13 protein-coding genes are annotated in these 18,641 nt (G+C 49.0%); 11 read left to right on the top strand and 2 right to left on the bottom strand.

Annotated features, from left to right (window positions below; all coding sequences use genetic code 11):
* Window positions 1-125 precede the first annotated feature (125 nt).
* From ACYVH9_RS11725 to ACYVH9_RS11700, 6 genes are all read left to right on the top strand, one after another.
* Window positions 126-1,115, top strand: a complete 990-nt coding sequence (locus tag ACYVH9_RS11725) for a DUF6089 family protein (RefSeq protein WP_460636541.1) — start codon at window positions 126-128, stop codon at window positions 1,113-1,115.
* Between the two features lie 44 nt (window positions 1,116-1,159).
* A complete protein-coding gene (gene porG / locus ACYVH9_RS11720) occupies window positions 1,160-1,852 on the top strand; it encodes a type IX secretion system protein PorG (protein WP_460636540.1) in 693 nt (230 codons plus the stop codon).
* Window positions 1,853-1,935: 83 nt separating this feature from the next.
* Complete coding sequence (locus ACYVH9_RS11715) at window positions 1,936-2,724, top strand: M23 family metallopeptidase (RefSeq protein ID WP_460637581.1); 789 nt, start codon at window positions 1,936-1,938, stop codon at window positions 2,722-2,724.
* Window positions 2,725-2,947: 223 nt separating this feature from the next.
* Complete coding sequence (locus tag ACYVH9_RS11710) at window positions 2,948-3,319, top strand: hypothetical protein (protein ID WP_460636539.1); 372 nt, start codon at window positions 2,948-2,950, stop codon at window positions 3,317-3,319.
* Between the two features lie 206 nt (window positions 3,320-3,525).
* Window positions 3,526-6,651 carry a histidine kinase gene (locus ACYVH9_RS11705; protein ID WP_460636538.1) on the top strand — a complete coding sequence of 1,042 codons (3,126 nt, stop codon included), beginning with the start codon at window positions 3,526-3,528 and terminating at the stop codon, window positions 6,649-6,651.
* Window positions 6,652-6,676: 25 nt separating this feature from the next.
* Window positions 6,677-7,483, top strand: coding sequence for a LytR/AlgR family response regulator transcription factor (locus tag ACYVH9_RS11700; RefSeq protein WP_460636537.1), 807 nt, complete (start codon window positions 6,677-6,679; stop codon window positions 7,481-7,483).
* A 105-nt stretch (window positions 7,484-7,588) separates the two neighbouring features.
* Here ACYVH9_RS11700 and ACYVH9_RS11695 read toward each other — a convergent pair whose 3' ends face one another.
* Entirely contained in the window at window positions 7,589-8,209 is a 621-nt protein-coding gene (locus ACYVH9_RS11695; RefSeq protein WP_460636536.1) for a hypothetical protein, read from the bottom strand.
* 264 nt (window positions 8,210-8,473) lie between these two features.
* On the opposite strand from ACYVH9_RS11695, the gene gyrB reads away from it, so the two are divergent.
* Window positions 8,474-10,471, top strand: coding sequence for a DNA topoisomerase (ATP-hydrolyzing) subunit B (gyrB, locus tag ACYVH9_RS11690; RefSeq protein ID WP_460636535.1), 1,998 nt, complete (start codon window positions 8,474-8,476; stop codon window positions 10,469-10,471).
* Between the two features lie 274 nt (window positions 10,472-10,745).
* Entirely contained in the window at window positions 10,746-12,950 is a 2,205-nt protein-coding gene (ppk1, locus tag ACYVH9_RS11685; RefSeq protein ID WP_460636534.1) for a polyphosphate kinase 1, read from the top strand.
* A 41-nt stretch (window positions 12,951-12,991) separates the two neighbouring features.
* Here ppk1 and ACYVH9_RS11680 read toward each other — a convergent pair whose 3' ends face one another.
* A complete protein-coding gene (locus ACYVH9_RS11680) occupies window positions 12,992-14,593 on the bottom strand; it encodes a hypothetical protein (protein ID WP_460636533.1) in 1,602 nt (533 codons plus the stop codon).
* Window positions 14,594-14,870: 277 nt separating this feature from the next.
* Between ACYVH9_RS11680 and ACYVH9_RS11675 the strand changes: the two genes are divergently transcribed.
* The 3 genes from ACYVH9_RS11675 to ACYVH9_RS11665 all read left to right on the top strand — a co-directional run bounded on the left by ACYVH9_RS11675 (window position 14,871) and on the right by ACYVH9_RS11665 (window position 18,620).
* The gene (locus tag ACYVH9_RS11675; protein WP_460636532.1) at window positions 14,871-16,112 is read left to right on the top strand and encodes a NupC/NupG family nucleoside CNT transporter; all 1,242 of its coding nucleotides are present in this window, start codon (window positions 14,871-14,873) and stop codon (window positions 16,110-16,112) included.
* A gap of 805 nt (window positions 16,113-16,917) precedes the next feature.
* Window positions 16,918-17,343, top strand: coding sequence for a hypothetical protein (locus tag ACYVH9_RS11670; RefSeq protein WP_460636531.1), 426 nt, complete (start codon window positions 16,918-16,920; stop codon window positions 17,341-17,343).
* Window positions 17,344-17,468: 125 nt separating this feature from the next.
* Window positions 17,469-18,620 (top strand): efflux RND transporter periplasmic adaptor subunit, encoded by a 1,152-nt coding sequence (locus ACYVH9_RS11665; RefSeq protein WP_460636530.1) that lies wholly within the window; start codon window positions 17,469-17,471, stop codon window positions 18,618-18,620.
* Window positions 18,621-18,641: the final 21 nt, after the last annotated feature.

Below are 18,641 nucleotides of genomic sequence, written 5' to 3'. Positions count from 1 at the left end.
TTACTAAACGACCCAATAAAACACCAAACGTACACGTTTCAGAGGAGGAGCAGGGATTACCCAATAAAGTTCCGGTCAATGAATCAGTAGCTCCGGTTCGCCGGTGCGGTAGTAAGCAAAGAAACATGAAGAATAACCTACTGATTGCCAGTGTCATTTCTGCAGCTTGCCTTGCGCTGCAGCCGGTTGATGGAAAGGCGCAGAGCGGTCGAAACCCGTTTGTGCCTTATTCGGAAGTGGGCTTAGGACTGGGAACGTCCAGTTATTATGGCGAGATAGCCGGGTACCGCAAAGTTGTTAAATCAACGTTTTTAATGATGCGTTGGAACGCGGGGGCGATGTACACCCGGCATTTCACACCCAGGCTGGCGGCTCGGGCTTCGTTTACCTGGGCGCGCATTGCGGGTGACGATTATTTATACAATCGCAAAGATTTGAATTCGGGCATCATGCAATATGCCCGGAACCTGCATTTTCGAAATGACCTGAAGGAGTTTGCGCTCGCCGGGATATACCAATTTGTACCGGATGGCCGAAATTCGAATTTTCGGGCCAAATTAACGCCGTATATTACGCTGGGGCTTGCCGCCGTAGCCCACAGCCCCGAAGCCCGTACGCCGATTGGGTTCGGAACAACTCCGGATGATACCCAGCAGCGTTGGGTCAAACTTCAGCCCTTGGGCACCGAAGGACAGGGGCAGAATGGCATGAAACCGTATTCTCTGGTCACGTTGGCCATTCCGGTCGGTTTTGGGGTACGCTACAAACTGAACGAACGGTTTAACGTAGCGGGTGAAATCAATTACCGCTATACCTTCACGGATTACTTGGATGATGCTGGTGGGCCTTATCCCGATCCGGCCATTCTCAAAGATGACCTGTCGCGCGTGATGGCTGACCGTCGGTTTGAGCAAACCGCGGCCCGAAAAGGGGGAGACCGTCTGACGCAGTTGCGGGAGCACCTCGGTACGGATGACCCGTTTACTCTTATCGCAAATGATGCTAATTATTCTGCACGCGGGGCCGATGGTATTCTGAATGATGGCTACATGACCATCAGTTTACAGCTTAATTACGTTTTGACTCCCAAAATTAAATGCCCACCCATTCGATAACGTACCCGTTGCCATTTTGCCGTGTCTTTTTTTTCGTTTTGCCGATGCGTGATCATCGGCTGGCCTTGGCGTGGCTGATGGTGTTGGGTATGCTGCTTTTGAACTATTCTAAAGCCAGGGCGCAATCGACCTGGGAAGTAGGCGGAGGGCTGGGTGGCATGATTTATAAGGGCGATCTGGCACCGAGTATTATTCCGGGGAACATCCGCCCGGCGGGCAATCTGCTGGTGCGGTATAATGTTAGTAAGCCGTTTACCGTGCGGTTTAACGCCGGGTTGGGGCAGATTGCGGGGAAAGACCGGCGGTTCAATGATCCATTTCAACAAGCTCGTGACCTTTCCTTCAAAACCAACCTCCGGGAGCTGAACGTGCTAATGGAATATAACTTCTTGAATTATAGCCCCCTGCGTAAAGTAAAAAACTGGACCCCCTATGTATTTGGCGGACTAGGTTTATTCACCTTCAAAACCGAACCGCGTAGCCCGGGCTATCAGCGAAAATCTTTATTTAACTTCCCGCTGGGTGCCGGAATCAAGTACGAGTTCAAGCGCCCGTGGAGCCTGGGGCTGGAGTACGGGACACGGTTTTCGGGTTCAGATTACCTGGATAATTTCGGGCCTAATACCTTTGGTGGCACCGACAAACTGTTAAACGGGAACCCCAATTCGAAAGATAGCTACACCTATGTCGGCCTGACGCTGACGTACACATTCTATCGAATTGTATGTCCCGAATAAGGGGTGTGTACGGTTTTTTTGTATTTTCCCCGTTTATTAATTGAATACAACTAGTCAAGGTGAAATCAGGATTCTGGGAAATTATGCGGTGGGTCGGCGTCCTAAGTGCTTTGTGGATTGGCTTGTCAAACTCAGCTTCGTCGCAAACCATCGCGTGGGCGGGGAAGGACATTCCCCGGGTCGATTCCATGTGCCATCAGTTTCAACAATTGTATACCCAGATTCGGGAAGAAAGCGTTCTGCCGGATACGGCCCGGAAAATCTTCAGTGATATCATGCTGGGCTTGCGGACAAAATTCCGCACCGCCGAACCGTTCCGACTGGATAGTGCTCGCCGGGATAGCCTGCTAGAAACGGGGTATTTCTCGTTTCCGTTGCGTCATTATACCCCGGATGCAATTGGAGGCAGGCACGGCGAAGGATACCGGGGGAAAGGGTTTGATCTCTTCGATTACAACGTTCGGGGCAGCCATCCGGCCCAGGATATCTTTATTTCGGACCGGAATCAGGACTGCATTGATGATAATACCGATCAGCCAGCGGATGTGCTGGCGATGTCGAGCGGGCTCGTGCTGGCTATCGAGACCGCCTGGACGCCCGGGCAGGAGTACCGGGGCGGAAACTGGATCTGGATTTATGATCCCATTCTGGATGGCCTGTGGTATTATGCACACAACAACGCAATTGTAGTGCGACCCGGCGACTGGGTACAGTCGGGTCAAAAAATCAGCGAAGTAGGGCGCACGGGTTATAATGCGTACGCAGCCCGGTCTCCAACACATTTACACCTGATGTATCTCCAGCTTCAGGACGACGGATTACCGCTTCCCCAAAATCCGTACGAGTGGCTGCTAACCGCCCGAAATTTCTAAAACACAACGAATGAAGAACGATGGATTGGCTGTAATTCGCCCGCTGATTCATTGTTCTCATTGATCACCCCTGTTATCTTACCGTTTGATAATACATCGTTTCCTGCTTTAATTTTGTCGGCCAAAAGAGGTGATTCGTCTGGTGGGTCAGCGTTTGTCCGTAGGCAGCCTGTGTTGTTTCTACTTTTGAAGCATCAATCACAAACAACACATACTTACTGCCATGAAAAAAATAATTTTAGCCCTCGTTACGGTATTAGCCGTTGTTAGCTGCAAAGACAAAGAAGAGGTTAAGCCTCAGAATTTTGGGAGTTATCTGCTTTACACTAGTTTAAAAGCGGATAAGTTTGATCAGGTTGAAGTAAAGCTTGATGGAAAAACCGTTGGAATTTTAACTCAAACTTATACCAGTACAACTTCTCCAGCCTGTAATACACCAACATCCGGAATGGTGTTGAACCTTCGCCAGCCAGCGGGCAGCTATTCCCTGGATGCGGTTGCTACCCTGAAAGGGAAAAAAGTAACTAGCTGGTCAGATTCGATTCGCTTTGAAGATGGAGAGTGCTCCGGAAGCCGGCTGAACTCCCGGTTGTAGTACACTCGCCAGCGCATTCATACTCATTTCGCTCCATGAAAGCCGTGCCGTATGCACGGCTTTTTTGTTGCAAATATCAGGCGGTAAAGGAGTGATTATAACCGCTCAAAAGCCCTTTTCGTCCGTTTGGGCGCTGGACCAATTGTGATCCCGACCACATCTTTGTACCTTGAGTGCTATCATCTTCGTTCTCGCTCAGAATGTGCATGTTGCACCCATTATTGACGTATTTCTACCGTTGTCGGTATCAACTGCTGATCGGACTTATGATCTGTTGCGGAGTCAGAACGGGGGTTGCACAACAGTTTGCGGATCGGACGTACGGCGTTTACGATGGGTTATCATACTTGTATGTGTCGGGTTTGCACCAGGATCGGGTTGGGCGAATCTGGATTGGAACCTATTTTGGATTGAACTTTTTTGACGGCGTTGATCCCATTGTTAACCAACGGAAAATACCAAAACTGCCCGATGGGGGCGATAACCTGACCGATGCGCCCGACGGAACAGTGTGGGCCTGTGCTGGCAATCGTCTATTTCGGATGAACAACATTACTTCGTCGGACCTGACGGTCAAAGAGTTTTCGGTTCGGGTCGGGCGGAAAGAACCGTTGCAGCAGGTGGTTTTTATGACGGCCGACCATGAAAACAACCTCTGGTTTTCGGCCCGTGATGGCGTGCTGGGAAAGCGGCTCTACCGCTGGGAAGGTGAACAGATGGAGGATATGACCCAACGGTATTTCAAAAATCCGGATCAGCGCTTGCGGGGTATTCTGACCGACTGGCCAAACCGCCGGATCTTGCTCCTAACGGATGATGGCCGTTTGTGGGAATTGAAGAACAGCCAGCTTACGCTCATGGCCGATCGTTTACCGCTGGAACAGTTGCTGACCGACCCGGCAGGTCGCCTGTATGCCCTGGCTGGTTCAACGGTTTATCGACTGGAAGGCCAAACCCTCAGTAAAGTTTATCAGGTGCCGGTAGCAGCCTCGGAACTGGCCATTTGCGCGATGGGCTTGCATGGCGAGCTGGCCTTTCAGAAAAGTGAGGGCGATAGAGACATCTGTTGGTACGATGGCAAAACCGTGACAAATTCACACATCAGCTCATCGGCCATCAACCGGCTAATCTTTGATCGGCGGGGAGACCTCTGGGCCGGAACGTCGCACCACGGGCTGGTGCACATTAAGATGAGTGGCTGGCAATATTTTGACGGGTCAGAAGGCTGGCTGGAAGAAACCAATAATGTGGCTGAAGACCGCCATGGTGTTGTATGGTTTGCATCCTGGGGAAAAGGCATCAGCCGTTTGGGGGCGAACGGTATTGTAGCCGACCAGACGTACCGGAAGTCGTTACCGGCGGATCATTTTCACCCGACAAGCCGCATGGATGCCGATGGCAACATTTTTCTGGTGGCAGAGCCCCAGAAGGGGATCTACCGGTTCGATGGAAAAAATTATCGGCTGTTGCCCGGTTCTGACACGGCTACGCTGGCGCTGGGTTTTTACGACGATGTTCGACGCAATTGCTATCTGGTGATTTCTAATTACAACCTGTTTATCTACAACCGCCAAACACTGGATTTAACGGATGTTATTCCAGTACCCCCGGATCAATACGAAAATATTGAGACCGATAAATTTGGCCGATTCTGGATTTGTGGCCTGGAGAAGTCCCTCTTGTGGGATGGCGTCAGTCGAAGGTTTCGGCCGTTGACAAAACAAAACCAGGGGTTACCCACGTCGGTACTGGCCGAAGTGAAACGAGACAAGCGCGGAAATTTGTGGCTGACTACCGGCGAAGGGCTTTGGTTTTATGATTACAAGAAATACCGTCCGATTGCTCCGCACTTTATCCAGCGAACGATTACCTATTGCCGCCCCATAGGCCGCTATTTGCTGGTTGGTTCGCTGGAAGGATTATTTGTATTTGATATGGAACGGTTTTACGAAACCGGTGAGGAGTGGATTGCGTATTTTGACCGGGAAAACGGTTTTCGCGGAAGCCAGTGCATTTTCAACGGTATTCTGCTCGATTCCCGGAACCGGCTGTGGGTAGCCACGCGGGATCGGATGATGATGATTTCGCAGAAACGGCTTTTTCAGTTGCTGAAACCCGTACCGACCCGCATTACGGCGTTTAAGGACATGCGCTCGGGGCGGGTGGTTGCTATCCGGCAGGGAACACTTTCCTTCAAATCCAGCGAAAATGACCTGGAAGTTCAACTGCTGGAAACCGGCGGGGGCGATGTACTGGCTAATCCAACGTATCAGTACCGGCTGGAACGCCTGGACGGCAATCCGACGACGCCGGAATGGTCGGAACCGTTCCGTAGTAATTCCTTTACGCTGCAAAACCTGGGCGATGGGTCCTACCGGTTGACGATTCAGGTGCTGCGGGCCGACGGTTTGTGGAATGTTCAGCCCATTGTGCAGAATTTTCAGATTGCGCCCCCCTGGTATGCCACCTGGTGGTTTCGTACCCTGGCGATTATCGCCGTCGTAGGGGCCTTCTTTTACGCGCGCTTACGGCAGGTGCGGGTGCTGGCCCAACGGCGACTGAAGCAACTTCAGATTCAACGCCGGATGGGCCAGCTGGAACTGGAAGCTGCCAATCGGGGTAAGCAGGAATCGGAAATTCGTCGTGAACTGGCCGAAGCGGGGCGGCAACGGGCTTTGCTGGAAGTGAAAGCCATCACCAACCAGATTGACCCCCATTTTGTCGCCAACTTTCTGACAGCCATTCAATCCATCACGTACGAAGCTGATCCGGATACGGTTGTCAGTTACCTGGCTAAGTTTGGTTCTATTTTCCGGAACCAGCTAATGACGCGCAGTCGGGTGTTCTGGCTGCTTCGCGAAGAACTGGAGTTTGTCCAGAATTATCTGGATCTGGAACGGCTGCGTTTTGGCGATCGAATCAAATTCTCGGTGACGGTTTGCCCGGAAGTACCGATGGATACCAATATTCCGAAAATGCTGATTCAGGGCTATGTTTCCAATGCCATCAAGCACGGGTTGGAGCATAAGGCGGAGGGCGGTACCGTCGGGGTTTTCGTTCGTGAGTTCGACGGGTGCTTACAAGTGAAAGTGGAAGACGACGGGGTGGGGCTGGAGAAAGCCAGACTATACCGACGCCGGAGCACCGGTCGTGGCCTGAACATCAATCAGGCGATTTTCGACCAGCTCAATCAATACAACGATTTAAAAAGCGCCCAGCACATCACGGATCTGACCCACGCTGAAACAGGCATTTCCGGGGTACGGCAAGAGGCTATTTTACCGTTGTATCCGGTGTTGCCACCGGAAGAAAACACGGTTGATAATGAATAATTTTGACATTTAGCGTTGCTGATCTATGAACTCACTCACTGTACGATCTGTCATTATTGACGATGAACTGCCGGTTCGGCGGACCCTGCGCAGCATGCTGACTTCGGTGCCGGAGGTCAGCGTAGTTGGCGAAGCCGGGAATGTGACCGAAGGACTTGATATGATTGCGGAGCAAAAACCGGATTTGATTTTTCTGGATATCAAAATGCCCATCCGGAGCGGTTTTGAATTGCTGGACGAACTAACGCAGCAGCAGCAGTTTTACGGGGTGATCTTTGTTTCGGGGTATCCGGACGATGCGCTGATGGCGGTGCAGAAAGCGGCCCCGCACCTGCATTCTGACTTTGTCGTCAAGCCGATCGACCCGTTGATTTTGAAAGAGAAGTTCCGGTTGTTCTACAACAAATGGCGAGCTGATAAAGAGCATGAACTCGAGTTGACTGCCCAGTTGGAGAAAGCCTTCAGTCAGAATCCGGAGCCCGCTGCGCTATCAGGGCCAAGGTTCTTCGTATTTCAAAATTCGGTGGCACTGCACCGGATTGAGGTGGCTGATATCATGTACTGCGAATCGGCCAACAAGCAGATTAACGTGTATTGCTCGAAGCAGGAGCACCTTAACGTGCCAAACCTGACGCTCGATACACTCGAAAAACTTTTGCCCGCCGATCAATTTATCCGCATCGGAAAAAGCCACATTCTAAACAAAGAAGCCATTAGCTTCCTGGAAAAAGGAGCCCGCCCGAAATGCCGTCTGGTATTGGGAAACCGGGTTCGCGAACTGCTCATCTACGCCAGCAACGTCTGGAAAGTAGAAGAAAGCTACTCTTTGTAAGCAAAAATTAAAAGCTAAGAGTTAAAAATTGGCTGGCGCCTGAGTCCTGTGGATCACTGCCGCCGGGCGGCCCCGTTTGAACTCTTAGCTTTTAATTTGAACTCTTCACTGTCCTGTCAGGATCTTATTGGTTACTTCCTGATCGATGGTAATGTAACCAGGATAGTCGATTTTTTTATTACCCAGGGCCAGCGTCGGCTTGATTTTGATCGTCAGCTTCGACGGTTTTGTGTTATTGGATCCGCTCATATTCCGCATCAGGTCCGTGAAGGCGCTGCGGGTTTTGTCGTCGGTCATCAACTGATAAGCATTAGCGTTCAGTTTGACCGGAACGCGGGTGGTGCCACCTCCCGGCGCTACTTCAATCCGCTGGTTGACAAAGCCGTTGAAAAGCTCCTGTTCGGCCAGCAGAATTTTGTACTCGAGTTGTTCGATACCGGCCACTTTATTGGTTGGGTTGGTTATGTCGACGTTGATGCGAGCGCTGAGCGGAATGCTTTTGGAAAACAGACCGGCGGCCAGCTGCGGGTACCTCATGGGATTCAGATCTTCCAGGTTTTTGAGCTTCCGAACGTCAATGCCGGACAGGTAAATACTGTCGGCTGACGTGATGTTAAACTTGCAGTTGCCCATAGCTTTGGCCTGGGCAAGCTGGCGGTTGACACTGCATTGGCTGAGCAGCAGCACGAGTGCGGAAAAGGCTCCGAAAAACAGCAGTTTTTTCATGTACTTGTATTCTTGATGGATGTTGTTCTTAGATAGACGCAATGTGCAATGGTTTAGTTTAATAATGCGGTTTTTTCGCGCTTCTGGCCGTTTTTAATGAACGCAAAATTTGGCTGTCCATTGTTTTGTTGGTATATTTATACGGTAAGGGTAGGAAGGTTAGGAAATGACCCTAAAAATTTGTATTTTTACTATCTGTAAACGTCTTTTTACCGTATTCCTTATAACATTTCCGCCAAAGCGGATTCATATTGGTTGCATTCTATGACAAACGAAGTGATTGATACCGACATCGCACCAGAAGAGCACGTACAAGGTGATTATGGAGCTAGTAATATCCAGGTTTTAGAAGGGCTTGAAGCCGTTCGAAAGCGCCCGGCCATGTACATTGGGGATGTTGGAATCAAGGGACTACACCATTTGATTTGGGAAGTGGTCGATAACTCCATTGATGAGGCACTTGCCGGCTATTGCGACACCATCCACGTAACCATCAACGAAGATAATTCCATTACCGTTCGCGACAATGGGCGGGGTATTCCGACAGGCATGCATAAAACCGGCCGTTCGGCGCTGGAAGTCGTGATGACGGTACTGCATGCGGGGGGAAAATTTGACAAAGATACGTACAAAGTTTCCGGGGGGTTGCACGGGGTAGGGGTTTCCTGCGTTAATGCACTCTCGACGCACCTGCGGGTGGAGGTTCACCGGGAAGGAAAAGTTTTTGAGCAGGAATATAGCATCGGTCATCCGTTGTATGAGGTTCGGGAAATTGGAACGGCTGAGGACACCGGAACAACGGTTCACTTCAAGCCCGACGAAACGATTTTTACCGAGGCTGTTTACAAGTACGATACCGTAGCCAGCCGGTTGCGCGAATTGGCGTTCCTCAACAAAGGAATTCGGATTACGCTGACGGACCTGCGGGATCTGAACGAACAGGGCGAACCGCTGCGATCGGAATTCCTTTCGGAAGGTGGTTTGATCGAGTTTGTCAAGTACCTGGACGAAAACCGGGCTTCGCTGGAAGGCATGCAGCCGATTTATATGGAGCGGGAAACCGGATCGACTCCTGTTCAGGTAGCCATGGTGTATAACCTGGAAGCGGGCGAAAATATCTCTTCGTACGTCAATAACATCAATACCATCGAAGGCGGTACGCACGTACAGGGCTTCCGGACGGCATTGACCCGCATTCTGAAAAATTACGCGGAACGCAATGCGCAGGTATTGGGCAAAAGTGCGGGTAAGGTAGTGTTTGACGGGGGCGATTTTCGCAAAGGGTTGACCGCCGTTATTTCGGTGAAAGTGGCTGAGCCGCAGTTTGAAGGACAAACCAAAACGAAGCTGGGAAACAGTGATGTGGTGGGCGCGGTTAGCTCAACGGTGGCCGAAATGCTCGAAATGTGGCTGGAAGAACACCCGAAAGAAGCACAGTCCATCATCCGGAAGGTATTGATTTCGGCGCAGGCCCGGATTGCCGCCGATCAGGCTTATAAACGCATCATGGCAGACCGGAAGGACTTCATGGGCGGTATGGGCTTACCCGGCAAGCTGGCCGACTGTTCGGATACAAACCCGGAGAATTGCGAGATCTACCTCGTGGAAGGGGATTCGGCCGGTGGTTCGGCCAAGCAGGGGCGGAACCGGGCTTTTCAGGCAATTTTGCCGCTACGGGGAAAAATCCTGAACGTCGAAAAAGCGCTGGAGCATAAGATTTACGAAAACGAGGAAATCAAGAATATTATTACGGCGCTCGGCATTCGCTTTGAACGGGTAAATGGCGAAACTATCATGAACCTGGAACGGTTGCGGTACCACAAAGTTATCATCATGACCGATGCTGACGTTGATGGTAGCCACATCCGGACGCTGATTCTGACCTTGTTTTTCCGGCACATGCGGACATTGATTGAGAACGGTTTTGTGTACATCGCACAACCGCCTTTGTATCTGGTCAAAAAAGGAAAAGAAGAGCGGTATTGCTGGACCGAGCAGCAGCGTGAAACCTACGTTCGCGAACTGGCTGGTTCAGGGCGGGAAGAAAACGTCCACGTGCAACGCTACAAAGGTCTGGGTGAGATGAACCCCGAGCAGCTCTGGAGCACCACCATGGATCCTGATAAACGGAGTCTTAAACGGGTGACGATTGAGTCAGCCGCCGAAGCTGATCACGTCTTTTCTACCTTAATGGGCGATGAGGTCGCCCCCCGCCGGGAATTCATAGAACGAAACGCAAAGTATGCTAAAGTAGATGTGTAAGAGAGAGCGGGCCAAGAGCCCGCTTTTTTTTAGCATACATTTTGTACCGATAAGTGTAGTTACCCAAAAACGGGAAATAGAAACGAAAACTAAAAAAATCGTACGATGTTGTATTGATGTACGTTACTAGGTTATAGCATCCACCCTACCTATGATTGACAAAAATCCTTCACAAAAAGATAACACAGAACGAAAGGGGACTTTCGGGGGTATCTTCTCGTTTTTTTCGGGGCGTAAAGTAACTTTACCCCATGATTTGGAAGACGGTAAGGCCATGAAAATAAATGACAAACTGGCGAGTGTAATCGATCAGAGTAATTACATCAGCCGAGATTTAAGTTGGCTTAAATTCAATGTACGGGTACTCGATCAGGCTCGGAATCCGGAACGGCACCTGCTCGACCGGTTGAAGTTTCTGGCCATTACAGCTTCGAACCTGGATGAATTTTTTACCATCCGGATCGGAAGCTTATACAATTACCTGGACTATGGCAAAGAACGGGTCGATTACTCCGGTTTGCGGGAAATACCGTTCCGCAAGGCTCTGATGTCGGCGGCTCAGCAGTTCAGTCGGGAACAGCTTACGGTTTTTGAGGAACTGAAAAGCTCATTCAAGGATATTGACCTGCGTTTTATTGGCCTAAAAGACTTAACAGAAGAGGAGCGGGTACGTGCCGTCGATTACTTTGATCGCACGATTTATCCGATGCTGACGCCGATGGTATACGACTACACACATACCTTTCCGATGTTGTTGGCTAAGGTGTTGATTTTCTGTGTAGTTACACAAGATCCAAACCGATCCGTCAAAGCAGGCGATGATGACGAAAACCAGCGCATGTCTTTCGTACAGATTCCGGCCAATTTGCCGCGTTTCATGACGTTTGAACGCAAAGACGAAACCTGTTTTCTGCCGATTGAAGAGATTGTTCGCCGGGAGATCAAGAAGCTGTATCGTAACGTTGACATTGTTGCGGTCAATTTGTTGCGCATTACCCGCAATGGTGACTTTACGCTCGAAGAGAGCGATGATATTGAAACGGATTTTATTTACGAAATCAAACAGAAGATCAAAAACCGTCGGTTGGGCCGGGTTGTTCGGGTGGAGATCGAGCCGGATGCATCCGAGTGGATGATCAATCTGTTGAAGAAGAAGTGGGAAATTGACGATTACAATCTGTTTGAAAACGGCCAACTGATTGACTATACAAGCCTGTGGCAGGTGGTACGTCATCCAGAGTTTCGGGATGAATTGCCCGCATCGCCCCCGCCGGTTCCGGCGTTGGGCATGCAACGCGACAAAAACACGGATATTTTCGAGTTGATGAAGGAACGCGATATTCTGTTGCATCACCCTTACAACAACTTTGAACCCGTTATCGCCTTGCTGGAACAGGCCGCTGAAGATCCCAATGTGCTCGCTATCAAACTGACGATCTATCGGTTGGCCAAACGCTCGCGGATTACGGAAGCGTTGCTCAAAGCCGCCGAAAATGGCAAGCACGTTTCGGTACTGTTTGAAGTGAAAGCCCGTTTCGATGAGGAAAATAACATCCGCGAAGCGCAACGGCTTCAGAAGGCGGGCTGCTTTGTCATTTATGGCATCAGCAGTTACAAAACGCACACGAAGTTGCTGCTGGTGGTTCGCAATGAGGGATCAAAAGTGGTTCGCTATGCGCACTTGTCAAGTGGAAATTATAACGAAGAGACATCAAAACTGTACACGGATATCGGTCTTCTGACGACCGATGAAATTTACACGCACGACATCTCGGAGTTCTTTAACGTCATCACCGGCCATTCGCTGCCGAATGATTATGAATACCTGATTACAGCACCACGGGATATGCGGAATCAGCTCGTCAAACTGATTCAACACGAGGCCGAAAATGCGATACAGGGGCTGCCGAGCGGAATATGTATCAAGATCAATTCGCTCGAAGACAAAATTGTGATCGACGAACTATACAAGGCGTCACAGGCAGGGGTGCCAATCCGACTCATTGTGCGCGGAATTTGCTGCCTGCGCCCACATCGGCAGGGATTGAGTGAGAATATTACCGTTCGGTCGATTGTGGGGGACTTCCTGGAACACACCCGGTTGTTTTACTTTCATAACAACGGTGATCCTAAAATCTACGGTGGTAGTGCCGATGCCATGGTGCGTAGTTTCGATCGGCGTATCGAATCCCTGTTTTTGCTGGTCGACAAGCGGGTGAAACAGCAGGCTATTCATATTCTGGACTATAATCTGCGCGACAACGTAAATGCTTACGAACTTCAGGAAGACGGAACGTACGATAAATGTTGCGTGAAAGAAGGGGTTGAACAACCATTCAATACGCAGAGGAAATTTTTCGAGGTGACTCAGAAAGAAGTCATGCAGGCAAAGCTTTTTGCCACCGAGAAACTCCCCGAGCCGGAGCCATCCGATACCCCCTCGCAGCCTGAACCGGCGGAAGAAGTTCATAATAACTAACACGAAAAAACCGCTCCGAGGAGCGGTTTTTTCGTGCCATCTCATTTGCAAAATTCCGGTGAAGCCAGCTCGAACGACAGAGTGTTGTTGTCGGGAACAAAGCGGGCTCGTTCCAGCGGCCAGGTTGCTCCGCCGTCGGTACTGACGCGGATATCATACGGTTTTCGGACCTGTAATTTATACGAAAGTGCCCGCAGGTTGCTGCGATTCAGGGTAATCAGATCGCTCCATTGCCGTTTGCCAGCCTCACTGTATTGCAGCCGTAATCGGGTCGGCAGCAAAGACTCATTCAACCGGGTTGGGGGAGGGCAGACGAAGTCGAAGCTAACCGTGATTGCTGGCGAAACCGGAAAACGCTGCAAATCCAACCCCTGAGGAACGGTGTTACAGGTCTGGAGGGGAGCGGTTTCGAAAAAAGGTTGTCCGGGGTTACCGCTACTGTAGGCATTATTGTAGTTGAATACTTGAAAACGTACCCGCCGATTTTGCTGTAAATGTTGCAGGGTAATCCGGGTTCCATTGTTGAGTGATGAATAAAAGGACGTGATTTCCTGCCGCGTATCCGCATCCACTACTTTACAGAGAAACTGAATATCCACCTGATTGAGGGCACTGTTGATTGTAAAAATCGGGCCTTCATCACAAACGGCTTGCGTCCACCCGGCTACCCAGAGCCCAGGTTGCGAAACAGAAAGGCGGCATTCCAGTTGACCCGACGCATTCCGGCTGATGACGCCCGGTTTCTCCTGCTGCCAGTGGGCGCTAAACCGGTCGTAACGGTAAAACTGGATATTATCCCCCGCCTGAATGGCACGACCATCGGCCGGATCAATGGTTTCCGGATTCAACGTCATCACCACGGTTGACGGTTTGGAGAGCTGCTGAGCAATCCGGTAGTCTTCATTATAAAACTCCAGCGAGAAAACGCCAGTCAGCTGGCTAAGTTGTAAAGAACCCAGATTAGCGCCGTTTTGTCCCCTTACACTGCGCATGACCGAGCCGGTGGGCAAGTAAGCCGCCGAATTATTGCCCCGGTTTTCGATGTGATAAATGGCCGCTGTAAAAGGACCTGTTAGCGTAGTGCCGTTCACATCCTTCAATTCGGTGCCCGATTCGATGGAAACCGTTACGTTGTCTTTTTTCTGGTTAACGGCTGGGGTTGTCAGCGTTGCGCCAGCCGAAAGCGGGGTGTTGATACCGGTTTGCTGGACCGCCGACAAATGAGCGGGTGGATCACTGAGGTTAATCCAGGCCGGAGACAGCGTAGATCGTCCCGTATCGGCCAGTTGGACCGGCTGAATAATATCCAGATGACCGCTGGCTTTGGCCGCCACAATGAATTGCAGCGGGTTCGTTTGCGAATAATCGGCTTCCGGGGAGGCCGCCAGGAGCAGAACGCCGTCATCGTTGACTTTGTAATTAGTTGTATTCAACGTTGTAACGATTTGGTCCGCGTCATTGCCTACTATGGTCAGGTCGACGTTTTTGGGGATCGTGCCTTTCAGGCTACGAAATCGGATTTCTACCACCCCATTTTCGATGGGATCCTTAAAGCCAAGCGTTACATTTTCCAACGGATTTTGGCAAGCGGTCAGCGAAATCAGAAAGAATACGGGCAAACAGAGAAATTTAATTTTTTTCATAACTGTCCATTAATTATTTAAATTTTTATAATCAATGATCTAATTATCAATAATGTATACATAACTATATTTCAGTTAAAGTGTCTTACAATTGATCAAGGAAATTGTGGGTCTCCTTCATGAGAAAAGGTATAGCAGCATGGGTATAGTAGAAGAAAGATGAAGCCGGAAGTGGAGCGGAATAAAACCACCTATTCTTATTCTATACCGGTTAAAGCTTCGTATCTTCACAGGTTTTTTGTGAAATTCCGTACACTTCTACTAACTAACTTATTGAATGAGTCGTTTTACTGGACTGATTGGTATTGTACTGATTCTGGGCATTGCGTATGCCATGTCCAACAACCGTAAAGCAATTAATTACCGAACCGTTGGCGTGGGGCTGTTGTTGCAGTTTGGCTTGGCGGTTTTTATTTTGAAAACCGATATTGGTCAGCACATTTTCCAGACGTTAGGGCAGTTTGTAGACCGGTTGTTGCAGAAATCAGTCAAAGGGGCTGAATTTGTGTTTGCCCCGCTGGTGAACCGGGAGTTACTCACCAGAGCCTTTGGGCCCGAAAATGGCTTCATTTTTTTCTTTCAAGTTATTCCAACGATCATCTTTGTTGCGGTTCTGGTCAATATATTTTACCATCTGGGGGTCATGCAGCGGATCGTTGCGGTGCTTGCGAGGTTCATGAAATGGCTGATGGGTGTTAGTGGGGCAGAGGCTTTATCAAACGTTTCCAGCACCTTTGTCGGACAGGTGGAAGCGCAGATTATGATCAAGCCCTACCTAAAAACCATGACCAATTCTGAGTTGCTGGCATCAATGACGGGGAGTTTTGCCTGCATCGCTGGCGGAGTTATGGCGGTTTATATTTCGCTGGGTGTCCCGGCTCCTTATTTGCTGGCAGCCAGTTTGATGGCTGCTCCCGGCGCTTTGGTGATCAGTAAAATTGTTTTTCCTGAAACGGAAGTTTCAGAAACGCAGGGTACGGTCAAATTGGAAATTAAGAAAGTTTATGCCAACCTACTGGACGCTATTGCTGCCGGTGCTAGCGAAGGGCTGAAGGTAGGGTTTAATGTTGTCGCAATGTTGATTGGTTTTATTGCCCTTATTGCTCTCATCGACAGTATTTTGTTTCGAATTGGCTATTACATCTTTGGCTATTCCAACCTCAGTCTTAATTTTCTGCTGGGCAATGTGTTCTCGGTTTTTGCGTGGGCAATGGGTGTGCCGGGAAAAGACGTTCAGTCTGCCGGGGCATTGATGGGCACCAAAATGGTCGTGAACGAGTTCGTCGCTTACCTCGAATTGGTGAAGATTAGAGAAACACTCGACCCCAAAACCATTGCGATTACCAGTTTTGCTTTGTGTGGATTTGCCAATTTTTCGTCGATTGCTATTCAGGTGGGCGGCATTGGTGAATTGGTCCCATCACGCCGGAGAGACTTGGCTAAACTAGGTTTTAAAGCTCTTATTTGCGGTACTTTAGCCTCATATATGTCCGCTACCTTGGCCGGGTTATTATTGTAAGCATACCGTTACCGGAGGGTTTTATAAATTATAAACCGATCATTTGTTGATCGATTTATTTACATATCCGTACGAGTTAAATCGTGTTAGCGGCTTTTTGAGTGTTTTCTGAAGGGGACAATTTCGGAACAGGTTATAGACTACAACCTTGCAAAGAAGCGGTTTTATAGTCGGGAAACCAAGGAACATTCTTCCGGTCAGCTTTGCTATAAAAGTTTTTGTGGGCTGAAAGTTGCGCTACATAAACGTTGCAATACAAAGCAGAATTTGTCGTTTGTAGATAATTAAAAACCAGCACTTTATCCTTTTGAGATCGCGTAAAGAAATACGATCTTGAGCTTCCATTCGCCAAGTTGTGCTGTTTATCTGCCAAGTTCAACAGAGGCTGGACAAACTTCATTTTTTCCTACAACCGTATTGGAATACCCTCAGAAATCAATAAATATTTTTAAGGGTTCTGCCTTAAAACAGCGTTTCTCTGGCATGTAAAGCGGAATAAGTAGACTAGTAATAGTTCAACAAAGGCTTGTCCATTAATTCCGAAATGCAAAATCCGAACTCTTTTCTGTTTGTTGCGTTTTATTTTAATAAGCACTTTGTTTTAAGATTATACCATTGGCTCAGTAATTCAAGTTTATAACTGGGCATAAAGGACTGAAAAACGTGTTTAGGTGAATTGAGGCTAAATTGTAATGATCGGGGAAAAAGCAGTATATATTCGTAAATATGGCCTATTTTTAGAATATTATTTGCATATTTCCGATATATGTGCTTAATTTTGAAACTGTAAAGAATACAATTTCAAATGAGTAAACGGAGAAAAAACTTCTTTCTGCACCGCTTATTCTGCTGGCTGATGGCTTTGCACATTATCAACATTAGTGTTGATGTGCCGGAGCATTTCTCGCCCCGCATGCTGCATGGTGCCCAAAAAGAAGACTTATCCGTAAACCGAATCGAAAGTATTGGCGAACTGGTTCTGGAACAATGGCTGGGCATCATTGATGCTGTTCCGGAGCAGGAGGAGTCGAACCGGGAATCTGATGTGCTTAATATTGAGCACGATTATTTCTCTGCTCCGCTCTTTGCCTTTACGTTGCAACCTGCCAGTTGGCATCTGATACCACGACCCGCCGGTCTCACCTGTGAACGCGCCTTTTCGCACGTTCAGGAGATATCTTCTCCACCCCCTCAGCATGGCTATCTCTTCCGGGCTTCTTTAAAAGCCTAACCACAGTACACTACAAAACCGCAGTAGCATTTTACCTTGAAAAATTCATGATGGGCCTCCTTTTGGGCGGGTCTTTATGATGGCTATTCTGTGCGCTTAACTAATTGAAATTAGCATAAAAAATTATGAAAAGATACCTCGCCGTAAGTGCTCTGTTGATCAGTGGCTTCCTGACCGGTTGTTCGAGTACAACCGAAGAAAAGTCCGAAGCTGAAAAACCGACCTTACCAATTTTTGAAATCTCCCGCCAATCAACTACGCTGCGACGGGAGTACGCCGGGAATGTAGAAGCCGTCCGGAATGTAGAGCTCCGTGCCCGGGTGGGTGGCTATTTGGATAAAATCCATGTCGATGAAGGCCAGCAGGTGAAAAAAGGACAGTTGTTGTTCCAGATTAACCAGGCTGAATACCAGGCCGAACTGGCTAAGGCAAAAGCTAATTTGAAGAGTGCGATGGCCGAAGCCAAAACCGCCGAAGTAGAAATGGGGCGGGTGAAGCTGCTGGTCGATAAGAAAGTAATTTCGGCTTCTGAATTGGAATTGTCAAAATCCAAACTGGAAGCGGCCAAAGCAGCCATCGAAGAAGCCGAATCGGCGCAACAGAATGCGAGTCTACGGCTGTCACAGGCTAGCGTTAGAGCGCCGTTCGATGGGGTTATCAACCGGATTCCGTTTAAGATGGGCAGTCTGATTGAGGAAGGATCCTTGCTGACGACGGTTTCGGATATTCGTGAAGTTTACGCCTATTTCCACGTTTCGGAAAAAGAATACCTCGAATACATCAAGAAGAACCGCCCCAGCCACAATGGGCAGGAAGTTGATTTACTGCTGGCGGACAATACGCCTTACGGGCAGCCGGGTAAAATCGAAACGATGGAAAGCGTTTTTGACGATGGATCGGGAACCATCGCTTTCCGGGCGCGTTTTCCAAATCCGAACAAGGTGTTGAAACATGGAGCAACGGGAAAAATCCGTTTGAAAAATGAAGTAAATAACGCCGTTCTGGTGCCGCAAAAAGCGGTTTTTGAGATTCAGGATAAGAACTACGTCTACGTGGTTGATACGGCCAACAAGGTGAAAATGAGAAGCTTTGTTCCGCAGAGCCGCCTGGCCCAGTTTTACCTCGTTAAATCAGGACTTGAGCCCGGCGAAAGAGTGGTTTATGAAGGAATTCAGAACATTCGCGATGGGATGCAGATTGTGCCTCAGGAAATGTCGGCTGATAGCCTGCTGACACTCAACCCTGATAAAGATGAAAATCAGGTAGGCGCTAATTAATCTTCGGGATTTTCGATCACT

The sequence above is a fragment of the Larkinella harenae genome, assembly GCF_054780515.1.
This window is presented reverse-complemented; position numbering and strand designations above follow the sequence as displayed.